9 protein-coding genes are annotated in these 10,552 nt (G+C 57.8%); all 9 read right to left on the bottom strand.

Annotated features, from left to right (window positions below; translation table 11 throughout):
• Positions 1-21: 21 nt before the first annotated feature.
• Positions 22-1,743: a ShlB/FhaC/HecB family hemolysin secretion/activation protein gene (locus tag ODQ19_RS14625; protein WP_442962749.1), complete on the bottom strand. Its 1,722-nt coding sequence runs from the start codon at positions 1,741-1,743 to the stop codon at positions 22-24.
• A gap of 270 nt (positions 1,744-2,013) precedes the next feature.
• A complete protein-coding gene (locus ODQ19_RS14620) occupies positions 2,014-3,873 on the bottom strand; it encodes a calcium-binding protein (RefSeq protein ID WP_330210438.1) in 1,860 nt (619 codons plus the stop codon).
• Between the two features lie 369 nt (positions 3,874-4,242).
• Positions 4,243-4,860, bottom strand: a complete 618-nt coding sequence (locus ODQ19_RS14615; protein WP_330210437.1) for a hypothetical protein — start codon at positions 4,858-4,860, stop codon at positions 4,243-4,245.
• Entirely contained in the window at positions 4,860-5,558 is a 699-nt protein-coding gene (locus ODQ19_RS14610; RefSeq protein WP_073521544.1) for a hypothetical protein, read from the bottom strand. The genes ODQ19_RS14615 and ODQ19_RS14610 overlap by 1 nt, the downstream gene beginning before the upstream one ends.
• Before the next feature lie 56 nt (positions 5,559-5,614).
• Positions 5,615-6,376, bottom strand: a complete 762-nt coding sequence (gene pstB, locus ODQ19_RS14605) for a phosphate ABC transporter ATP-binding protein PstB (RefSeq protein WP_019817112.1) — start codon at positions 6,374-6,376, stop codon at positions 5,615-5,617.
• A 76-nt stretch (positions 6,377-6,452) separates the two neighbouring features.
• Positions 6,453-7,346 carry a phosphate ABC transporter permease PstA gene (pstA, locus tag ODQ19_RS14600; RefSeq protein WP_003191515.1) on the bottom strand — a complete coding sequence of 298 codons (894 nt, stop codon included), beginning with the start codon at positions 7,344-7,346 and terminating at the stop codon, positions 6,453-6,455.
• Entirely contained in the window at positions 7,346-8,311 is a 966-nt protein-coding gene (gene pstC / locus ODQ19_RS14595; RefSeq protein WP_116667460.1) for a phosphate ABC transporter permease subunit PstC, read from the bottom strand. The genes pstA and pstC overlap by 1 nt, the downstream gene beginning before the upstream one ends.
• A 74-nt stretch (positions 8,312-8,385) precedes the next feature.
• Positions 8,386-9,417, bottom strand: a complete 1,032-nt coding sequence (gene pstS / locus ODQ19_RS14590; protein WP_116667459.1) for a phosphate ABC transporter substrate-binding protein PstS — start codon at positions 9,415-9,417, stop codon at positions 8,386-8,388.
• A 252-nt stretch (positions 9,418-9,669) separates the two neighbouring features.
• On the bottom strand, positions 9,670-10,470 hold the full coding sequence (locus ODQ19_RS14585; protein WP_330210436.1) for a hypothetical protein: 801 nt from the start codon (positions 10,468-10,470) through the stop codon (positions 9,670-9,672).
• Positions 10,471-10,552 lie beyond the last annotated feature (82 nt).

Below are 10,552 nucleotides of genomic sequence, written 5' to 3'. Positions count from 1 at the left end.
AGCCCGAAGGCGGTCAAAAATTTAAAGGAAAAAGTCCAGACGGAAATAAATCGGCGCTTCACGGTCCGTGATCGCTTCCGGTCGTTCCAAAGAGTGTGCAAAGGTCACGCTGGCCGCGACGTTCTTGCCGCGCGCAAACAACTCCACCGAGTTGCTGCTCATGCGCCCATGCTGCTCGGCGTTGTAGCGGCCATGGCTGATGACGCCCTGGTCGTAGCCCAGGCTGGTGCCGTATTCAGTGAACACCGGCTGCATCCAGGCCCAGGTTACCGGCCGGCTCCAGCGCAGGTCGTTGCGCCAATAGCCGCCGCTGTCGCCAGCGAGCATTTGGTCTTTGTAGCCACGAACCGACGACTGCCCGCCCAGGCTCATGCGCTGCGGGCTGAACAACACGTCTTCGCTGTGCTGACCGGTCATCAAACTGCTGAAACTGAGGGACTCGCCCCACAGTTTGAATGGATACAGATAGCTCACCGTGGCGGTGTACTTGCGGTAGCGCGCATCCGGCTGCCCAGGCTTTGGATCGTGATTGGCCTGGGCATCGAATGCGCCAATGCCGTTTTGCATGCCAAGGTCAATGTTGAGAAACGAACCGCCGATACGCCGACCATGGTTGATACCCACTTGCGCTTCGCTGAGACGGTTGCTGCTCAAGGCCAGCTTGCTGTCTTCGATGAAGTTGTTGGTACGAAGATAGGCGATGCCAGTGTTCAGAGATGTTTTGCTCAAAGCGTCACGATGGATAACCCGCTCCAGACGCAACTGGTGATTCTGGCTGTCGCCGGTCTGCTTGAACTTGAAGTTGTTGGCCTCGGCCTGGGAGCGGTACTCACTGTCGATGTAGCTGTACGAGAGGTTCCACCAACCGAACGGCAGGCTATAACTGAGCATCGAATTGCGCGAGGTTTTCTGGTGATCGCTGACGGCATCGTGGCCGCCACGTAGCGAAAGCTGGTCGGCCAGGCCCAATGGATTGTCCCAATCCAGACTGGCGCCCCACTGCTGCTCACCGGTGCTGCGCTGGCCGCCGTTATGCCGCGACAGGCCGACACGCCAGGGCTTTTGCGGGGTGTTTTTGACCAGCACATCACTGCCTCCCACGGCCTTGCCCGGCGCCAGCTCCATCTGCGCCTGGTTTGAGGGCAAGCGATTCAACTGATCGACCATCTGCTCGATTTCCCTCAGATTGAGCAGTTCGCCCTGCTTGCCGGGGAAACTCATGGTCAATTGACGGTCGGTGATGCCACTGCCCTCGGCGCCTTTCAGGCTTTCCAGCCTGCCTTCGACGACCTGAATCTTGAGATTGCCACCGGAAAGGTCCTGCTGAAGAAGGTAGGCACGACTGGTGACCAGACCTTTGGCTAAATAGCGATCGGTGATGACCTTGAGCACTGCGTTGAGCTGCGGCACACCGAGGCATTGGCCGATGTAGGGCTTGATCAAATGAGCTCGCTCACCTTCAGTCAGCGCATCCGCACCGCCCAGCTCGATGGTTTTGATCGGGAAACAGCGGGTGTCGACAGGCGTTGCCGAGGTTGCCGGCGCGGCGGCTATACCCGGCAGGTCTTTGAGTTCTTCAAGGCGCCGTTGCTGCTCTTCGAGCAGGCGGTCCTGGCGGTCACGGATCAGGTCGGTGATGCCGGGGGCGTTCTGCGGCGTGGCCGCTTGCGCCCATCCGGATGTGCCCAGGCAAAAAAAAGCGGACAGCAGGCTTAACCTGGTCCGACGCGGTAAACGCCACACTTTATAGATCCCTCTATATGGCTTTATGCCATCCAATGAGGCGATGATAAGATGTCATTTTGATGGCGTCAATTAATGTGAAAACTCGTTCAACCCTTCACGCAGAGCTGCTCAGGCTTGAAATGTAAAGTCTTTGCGGGTTTGAGTCCTACCGCTAAGCACTGATGCTGCGTGTGGTATCGAGCCCTTGCGTCAAACAACAAGCCATAAAAAACCTCACAGCATCCGGGATGCCTGTGAGGTTTTTACCTTTGTTTCGCAGGTGCCGTGTCAGACCACGCTGATCATCTCTGCACTCAACTGCGCCGCATTGAACCCCACCAAGGTGACACTGCTGTCCCCGGCCAGAATCACGCTGTCACTGCCATGCTGGGTAGTGGCACCGAGCACGGCATCGGCGCTGGCAAACAGCGACTTGGTGAACACCAGCAGGTCTTTCCCATTCTGATGAATGTTGAAGTCGCTGATCACGTCGTGACCGAAACCGCGTTGATCGAACACAAACAGGTCGCTGCCCACGCCACCGCTGAGTTGGTCATTCCCCTGCCCGCCGATCAAGACGTCATTGCCGTTAGCGCCATACAGCGAATCGTTACCGCTGCCACCCAGTAGCGTGTCGTTGCCGTCGCCGCCGTGCAGCAGGTCATTGCCGGCGCCACCGTCGAGCCGGTCATTGCCGTTCTGGCCGAATATCAGGTCGCGCGCGGCGGTGCCTTTGAGGGTGTCACCCAATTGGCTGCCTTCGATGGATTTGGCATACGCCTTATCGGCGCCGAACAGGCCTTCGAAGTCGAGTTTGCCACTGGTCACCGTATAGGCCGGCGTGAGGGCCTCGCCGATGCCACCGAAGAGCCCGCCGAGCACGGGCACATGGCCGAGGCTGTTGGCCAGGCCGGTTTCGAACTCTACATGCTCTACGCCGTGCAATTCCTTCAGGCCATATTGGCCGCTGCTGTCGTTCAGAAACAACGTGCCATCGCTGAGTTTCACGACTTCGTAGGAAGACACGGTGCCTTTGAGGAAGACTTTATCGTTGCCTTCGCCGCCGGCGACGATATCGGTACCGGTACTCACCCGGAAACTGTCGTCGCCCTTGAACCCGTCGAGGAAGTCATCGCTGCGCCCGTCCTGCAGCTTGTCCGAACTGTCGGTGCCCAGCAGGAAGGCCGGTGTGCCGTAGTGGTTGGAGGTGGAGGTCTGTTTGTCGCTGACCCAGGTAAAGCTGCGGCTGATAGCGTCGAGGTTGCTGATGATGATGGTGCTGTCGCGTTCGATGTAATCGTAGAAGGTCGATTGGGCGATACGCTGGATAGGGTTGATAAAAATGCCTTCCAGGTGCGCGGCCCAGCCTGAGAGGTTGGCAATTGAAAACGGACCATTGGGCCAGGTTGGCAGCGCGTAGATCGTGTCGAACAGCACGATGTTGTCAGTCGTCGAGGTGTAACTGGCGTCACTGCCTTGAAGTGCGCCGATAATGGCATCGCCCACGTTGGTTTCCTGCCCGGTGAGGCGGTGCACCACATCGTTTTCAAAACCGAAGTTAAAGATTCCGTCGCTGTTGCTGGACTTGGGCGACTCCATGCCAAAGTAGTCCGAATCCTTGAAGAAACCGTCTGCCAAAGTGTCCTTGCCGATATACATGCTGTTGGTGACAGAGCCACCCTGGCTGTAGCCGGTTACCAGAACATCTTTGCCGCTCAGGTTATGGCCCGTGGCGTAATCCTTGATTGAATTGAGCAGGTAGTCGTAGCCGTTGATATAAGAGTTATCGATCATCGCCGGCCAACCCAGCAGATCAATTGGCGAGTTAGTGCCGGCAATGGAAAAACCCATTTTGACTAATTGGCCGCTGTCATCGTATTGACCAAACACCCTGGCCTGGGAGCCGAACACACCGTCGCCGGTAAAACTTCCAGTGAGGTCGGTGTGACTGCTATCAACCTGCAGTTCGCTAGCGCCGATCTCACGCCAGCCTTTGGGCAATGCGAAGGTGTTACCCTCGCCCAGCACAAGCCCCGGAATGTTGTAGAGCGCGCCTACGGTCGCGACACCACTGGTGTAAGTGGCAAGGTTCCAGGCATCTGAAATCAGGACGCGGGCATCTTGCCCCTTGTAATCGAATATAGCCATGTCAGTACTCCTTGAGCCCAGCGATCAACACCGAAAGTCAACGGTAATCCCTGATGCGTCGGGCTAAACAATATGCATTGAAGTTGTTGTTGTGCATTCTGTTCAGGCTGCTTCGTTGCTTAATATCGAGGTTGACCATTAAGGAAGCTCGTCAACACTAGCCTAGAAGTGCCGCCTTAAAGTGACCGACTATCGGATGGCAAGGGTATGTACTTAGGGAGATAGACGACAAAAGCGCCATAAGCGCTGTTTGTCGAACAAGAAGTGAAGTTCTGTGTTGTTCGTGACTAGCGAGTCAAAGAAAACTAAACCCTTACAGCAAGTTGTGAATTGCAATAAGGGCTCAAGAAGTTCAGGTTTCTCTGGAGCTCAGGAAGAATAAACCTCAGCTCGCTGGCATACAGGCTGCTTGAACCTGGGTAATTGCTGCCGGGCCAGTTGCGCCTGCACGCCCGCGACCGCTTCAAGCACTCGTTGCGCCCAGTGCTCATCCTGCGGGTCGACCACCACCACGCGAAAGCCGTGGTCGTTGCCTTCAAGGCGCACACCCTCGGAATCATCCACGTGCAAATCAATATCGAAGGCCGGCGGAAATTTCGAGGGGGTGTTTGACAGCCCATGCACCGTGAGGGCGTGGTTATGCCGCTCGCTATTGACTACGCCGTCGACACGAATGCCGTACAGCATCAGCCAACGCCTGATGTAGGACGGTGCCCTGCCCGATGAGGTATAGACCCAGATACTGCAACCCTGGCGCCGCAGCTGCCGCGTCAGCGAACGAGTGCCGATACGCAGCGGCTCTCCCCACCAACGATGAGCACAGGCCGGTAGCCAGCTGCTCTCGACGTCAGCGTGGTGGAGCTGGCAAGCCAATGTGTCGTCGATATCAAAGGAAATGCGTACGCGCGGGCGCTTGGCGGCACGCGTGAGAAGCGCCTGCTGGATGGCTTGCACGGCTCGGCTGGCGAGTGTTGGATACCGGCGCATTAATGGCCTCCCTGATAAATAGGCTGTGGTGCGTCGCTCAAGAAAAACGCCTTGGGATCCGGGGCCTGTTCCTCCAGGAAGGCGGCGTACTTTTTCTTGATCTTGGGCAATTCATACAACGCCTTGACGCCATGTTTGGCCGAGTTGCGGATTACCGAGGAAGGATTGAAGTAACCCTCGGCATTTTCCAGCGTCAGCACGAACGGTGGCAACCCGGCACGCATCAGCAGATAACTGACGATCAGCGAGCCACTGCGGTTGTTGCCTTCGATGAACAACTGGGGCTTGCTGAGGATGCGCACATACACACCGGCCGCACGCTTCCACACCGATTCACTGCGATACGCGCAGTACCAATTGAACAAGTCCTTGATACCGCCTTCAACGTTGTTGAAGAAGTGCTCTTCGGTGGCGGCCAGGTGCTGCGCGTACTCCACGCGGCGCGCCGGGTCGCTACCGCAGAGCACGGTGGCGTTGATCTCCAGCATCAAGTCCAGATGATGAAGGTCAAACAGGTCAACGCCCCGTGCGACATAGTCGTCAACCAGCGCATAGCCTTCAAGCACGTTGTGCAGCACTTCGTCGGTCAAGGGGTCGCGCGGCTCGGTAAATTGCGTGCTGAGCTCGGCAAAGCGGCTCTGCACTTTACGTAGCGCGCGTTCAATCGCTGACAAATCAAGACGATGCGTTGCAGACATTGGCATTCCTGGGCTGACGGTGGCGCACGTGTGGTTTCTATCGAACATGGAGCAAATCAGCTGAACTTGCCGCTGATGTAATCCTCGGTCATCTGCTCACGCGGGCTGCCAAAAATCTGCGCGGTCGGGCCCATTTCCACCAGATAGCCGGTACGCGTGCCCTGGGAAATATCCACCGAGAAAAACGCCGTGGTGTCCGCCACGCGGATGGCCTGCTGCATGTTGTGGGTGACCAGGGCGATGGTGTAGTCCTTCTTCAACTCCACCATCAGTTCCTCTACCCGGCGAGTCGCAATCGGGTCGAGTGCCGAGCAAGGCTCATCGAGCAACAGCACTTCCGGCTCGGTGGCGATAGCGCGGGCAATGCACAGCCGTTGCTGCTGGCCACCGGAGAGCGACAGGCCGCTGACTTTGAGCTTGTCCTTGACTTCATCCCACAGCGCAGCGCCTTGCAGGGCGTGCTTGACGCGATCACCCAAGTCGCCTTTGTAGCGGTTCAGGCGTAGGCCGAAGGCGACGTTGTCGAAGATGCTCATGGAGAACGGGTTCGGCTGCTGGAACACCATGCCGATGTAACGGCGTACCACTACCGGGTCTACACCTTTGCCATACACGTCCTGCCCCAGGAAATGCACGTGGCCCTCGAAGCGAAAGCCTTTCACCAGGTCGTTCATGCGGTTGAGGCTGCGCAGTACCGTACTTTTGCCGCAGCCGGACGGGCCGATGAACCCGGTGATCTTGTTTTTCTCGATCGGCACATGGCTGTCACGCACTGCCATGAAGTTGCCGTAGAAAATCCGGTCCAGCTTGCAGTCCATGACCACAGGCGACTGGGTGACAAACGGAGCGGCTATTTGCGCAGTTGAGACGTTCAAGATTCAGATGCTCCCGTTCTTAATACTTAGGCTTGCCGAAGATACGGCTGACAATATTCACGACCAGCACGATCATCACCAACACCAACGAGGCCGCCCAGGCGAGCTCCAGTTGGTTGTCGAAGGGCATGCCGGAAAAGTTGTAGATCAACACGGCAAGGGAAGCCGTGGGGTTCATCACCGCCAGGTCGCCGTCGTGGTAGATCCAGTAGTTGCTGAACAGCGCGGTGAACAACAACGGCGCGGTTTCGCCTGCGGCACGTGCTACAGCAAGCATTACGCCGGTGAGGATCGCCGGCAGGCCTGTCGGCAAGATGATCTTCCAGATCACCTGCGAGCGGGTGCAGCCCATGCCGTAGGCGGCGTCCTTCATGATCTTGGGCACCATGCGCATCGACTCTTCAGCCGTCAGCACCACGATGGGCAGCATCAGTACCGCCAGGGCCACGCCGCCTGCCGGTGCCGAGTAGGTGCCGGTGGTCATCACCACCAAGGCATAGGCAAACACGCCGGCAAGGATGGAAGGCAAGCCGGTGAGCATCTTGGCGGCAAAGCGTGCAGCGTTGGCCAATTTGCTGTCCGGCCCCAGTTCAGCCAGGAAGATCGCGGCCATGATGCCGACCGGCACCGCAATCGCCGCAGCGATACCGACCATCACAAAGGTGCCTGCCATGGCGTTACCAAAACCGCCGCCCGTCTCGAAGCCGGTGGGCGGCAGTTCGGTGAACACCTCCAGGCTCAGGCGTGCGCCGCCACGGGTGATCAGCATGTAGAGCACCGAAATCAGCGGCACACTCGCCAGCAGCGCGCCCAGCCATACCAATGTGGTCAACACCAGGCTGCGCAAGGCGCGGCCTTCGAACTTGCGCTGCAGGCTCGGTACCGCGGTTATAGGGGATGTGAGATTAGTCATCATCGGTTACCCCGTTGGGCGTAGAGCATGATCATGGAACCAATGACATTCACCAGCAGCGTGATGAACATCAAGACGAGAGCGGCGTACATCAATACCTCCACCTCGTTGGGCCCGGCTTCGGGGAAGTTCAGCGCCAACAAGGCTGCCAACGTATTGGCCGGCGCAAACAGCGACAGGGAAATGTTGTTGGCGTTGCCCACCAGCATCGCCAGCGCCATGGTTTCGCCCAGCGCACGGCCGAGGCCAAGTACCAGGGAGCCGAAAATACCGGTGGCGGCAGATGGCACCATCACCTTGAGAATCGCCTCCCAATGGGTGGTGCCCATGCCGTAGGCGGCCTGCTTGGTTTTCATCGGCACGCTGGTGAGCGCGTCCTGGGACACGGCGGCAATCGTCGGCAGAATCATGATGGCCAATACCAGCGCCGCAGGCAGCAACCCCGGCCCGCTCAAGGACGTGCCGAAAAACGGGACCCAACCCAGTTCACTGTTCAACCAGGTGGTCAGTGGCCGGATGGCCGGGATCACCACGTAGATGCCCCACAGGCCATACACCACGCTGGGGATGGCCGCGAGCAGTTCAACGATGGTGCGAAACACCGCCGCCAGCTTGGCCGGCAGAAAGTCCTGAGTCAGGAAAATCGCCATGCTGACACCGAAAAAGCCGGCAATCAGCAACGCGATAAAAGCGCTGTAGAGCGTGCCCCAAATGGCCGGCAGGATCCCGTATTTGCCCTGGTTAACGTCCCAGACGCTGCCAAAAAGCACATCGAACCCGTGCTTTTCCATGCCCGGCAAGGCCTTGCGTCCCACCTCGAATACCAAGGCTGCGACCAACGCCAGAATCAGTACCACCCCGATTCGCGCGAGCCCACGGAAGGTGCGATCGACCAGGAAGTCTTTGGCCGAGGGAGGTTGGCAGGCAGAATCCCGGTTAACCGGTACGACGAAAGGTTTGTTCATTGGCTAATTCCGGAACAGGGGGGAAACGCTCCCGGTATGGCAAACAGCCCACACTGAGAGCGGCCTCACGGGTGTTACTGAATGTTGGCGGAGGCTTTGCGAACCTGCTCCACCACCGATGGCGGCAGCGGGATGTAGCCCATCGAGTCGGCGATTTTCTGCCCCTCGGTCAGGCTGTACTCAACCATTTCGCGCATGGCCTTGGCCTTGGCAGGGTTGCCGTTGTCCTTGCGGAAAATCATCCAGGTGTACGAGGTGATCGGGTAAGACTTGGCACCGTCCGGGTCCGGCAACCAGGCCACCAGGCTTTCCGGCATCTTCACTGCGGCCAGGGCCTCGGCGCCGCTTTCGGCGTTCGGCACCACGTACTGGCCGGCCTTGTTCTGCAACTGGGCGAAGTCAACCTTGGCCAGTTTGGCGAAGCCGTACTCGATGTAGCCAATCGCGCCTGGGGTCTGGCGTACGGTGGCAGTCACACCATCGTTCTTGGGCGACTTGATGAATTTGTCGCTGGCCGGCCAGTTGACGGTGTTGCCCTCCCCCAGTGCCGTTTTGAATTCAGGGTTGATGGTCGCCAGGTGTTTGGTGAATACCGCCGTGGTGCCGCTGGAGTCTGCGCGCACCACCACGGTGATCGGCGTGTCGCCAAGCTTCAGGTCCGGGTTCGCGGCGACGATCTGTGGATCGTTCCACTTGGTGATCTTGCCCAGGAAGATATTGGAGTAAACATCACGTGGCAGCTTGAGACCCTTGGGATTGCCCGGCAGGTTATACGCCAGCACGATTTCACCGGCGGTCATTGGCAGCAGTTGCACGCCCTCGGCGACCTTGGCGATGTCTTCGTCTTTCATGGCCGAGTCACTGGCGGCAAAATCGACGGTTTTATTCAGGAAGTCCTGCACACCTGCGCCGCTGCCCTTGGACTGGTAATCCACGGTGACGCCAGCGGTCTTCTTGCTGAAATCCTTGAACCAGGTGAGGTAGATCGGTGCAGGGAAGCTGGCGCCGGAGCCGGTGAGGCGCACGTTTTCGGCGGCGAAGGCCATGGAGGAGGCACAAAGAGAAACCGTAACGGCCAGTGCTGCAGACTTCATCAAGCTTTTCATTAAAAGGAACTCGTTGTGGTGACGGGCTCCCGAACTGTGAAGCAGGGTTGTTACATTTTTATGAAAATTGAATGGCGAGAGAGTGTTTTGTCCTGCTTTGCCGCCGCAGGCCTGAATTTTTAGGGCATTGGTTAGTAACAAAATAAGACTAAGAACCTGCACGCGCCGCTTTTTTGGCGCCTTTTTTGGACAGCGTGAGGTGAGCTTGAAGACATACAGCTCACCTCGCTCTGTCACAATCGGGTTTAAACTTCAGAAGTGCCACTCAAGGTGGACCGTCGGCGCATGCGTATCGGTACCCGGTTTATTGATCGCGCCATACTTGTGTTTCCAGTACTCATAGCCCGGACCGACCAATAGGGTATTTTTGCGACCCCATGCCAGTTGCCCGACATCGACCATCAATGACGTGCGCACCAGGCTTTCCTCGGCCGTATCCTGCTTGAAGTAATCCTTGCCCTTCTCGGTCTTGTAGCTGGCAAAACCCTGGAATTTGAGGGGCACGCCGGCCACCTGGAACGGGATGCCCCAGACCATGTGCAACACATAGTACGGGTCGAACTGGATGTTTTCGGTCTGGCACGCATTCAACCCGCAGTGGTTCCACTCCATGGCATATAGCAGGCTGATATCCAGGTAACCGGGCACGTCGAACTTGAGCGTCGGACCGGCCACCAACATGCGCTTGCGGGTAGCGAACTCGGTGTTCTTGTAATTGAGCTCAACTCCGCCGCTCAGGGCCACCTCCTTGACCGGACCAAAGGCCATCGACCGCTCGAACACCTGGCTGAGGAACAGTTGATGGCGGTACACCAGATAGGCCTCGGTCGCACCCGAATCACTGTCTTTCTTTGGATCGTTACTGTCGGACTTGAGCACGTCCAGGTTGAAAAAATTGGAACCGGTCTCATTGCCGCTGGCATGGCCCAGTTGGTAGATCTCCTTCTGGACCTTGCCACGGATGCTGGGTTCGGTGAAGTCGGTACCGTAGCGAAAACCGATGAAGGTATCGCTCCAGTCCTTGGACTGTGCCGGGCTTGAGATCAGACACACTGCACCCGCGGTTATAAAAAGAGCCTTGCAATACGTTTTTTGTAATTGTTGTACGTACATGTTCAGGATTCCATCACGTCAA

Origin of the sequence: Pseudomonas sp. AM4(2022) (genome assembly GCF_036346515.1) — a bacterium.
Taxonomy (GTDB): domain Bacteria; phylum Pseudomonadota; class Gammaproteobacteria; order Pseudomonadales; family Pseudomonadaceae; genus Aquipseudomonas; species Aquipseudomonas paracarnis.
The sequence above is the reverse complement of the archived record's forward strand: the minus strand, read 5'-3'. Positions and strand labels throughout refer to the sequence as shown.